We start from the raw sequence: 497 nt of genomic DNA on the forward strand, positions 1-497 counted from the left end.
ATTCTGGGCAAGGTAATGCGCAACCTTCGGATCTTGTGAATGTTATTTGCTATTGTGAAGAACTAAATTCGTTTGAAGTATTTCAAAGTATTGAGACTCGTAATTCTATGATTATAGATATTGCTTTACCAACGTATTACAATGGCAAAAAGGTTAACTTTTGGGCGTTTCTGAATAGTGAAACAAAGGCGATGGCGAGTACCAGTATCTACCTTGGCGAGCATACAGTTGTGTAAGCTTAGTTGTGAAATGCAGTTCGTTGATTGGAGTAATTTTTCGGTACAATACTCTGATTAACGACGTAAAAGAGTGAAGAAAAATTGTATCGGAAATAGAATTTTATAGATGTTGTTCAAATTTATTTTAACCACATAGAAACATAGTTTTTGCAATGATGACTTGTAAAGATTAGTTGAAAATACAAATAGATAAGCAACTAATTTCAACAGAAAATCATTTGGTTCTATGTTTCTATGTGGTTATTTTTTTGGGAATAT

At 32.4% G+C, this 497-nt stretch carries 1 protein-coding gene; it reads left to right on the plus strand.

Features of this window, described 5'->3' with window-relative positions:
* Positions 1-236, plus strand: a 236-nt coding sequence (locus QWI17_RS16850; protein ID WP_302723689.1) for a hypothetical protein, incomplete at its 5' end; no start/stop codon positions are given.
* Positions 237-497 lie beyond the last annotated feature (261 nt).

Source organism: Gilvimarinus gilvus, assembly GCF_030518155.1.
Taxonomy (GTDB): Bacteria; Pseudomonadota; Gammaproteobacteria; order Pseudomonadales; family Cellvibrionaceae; genus Gilvimarinus; species Gilvimarinus gilvus.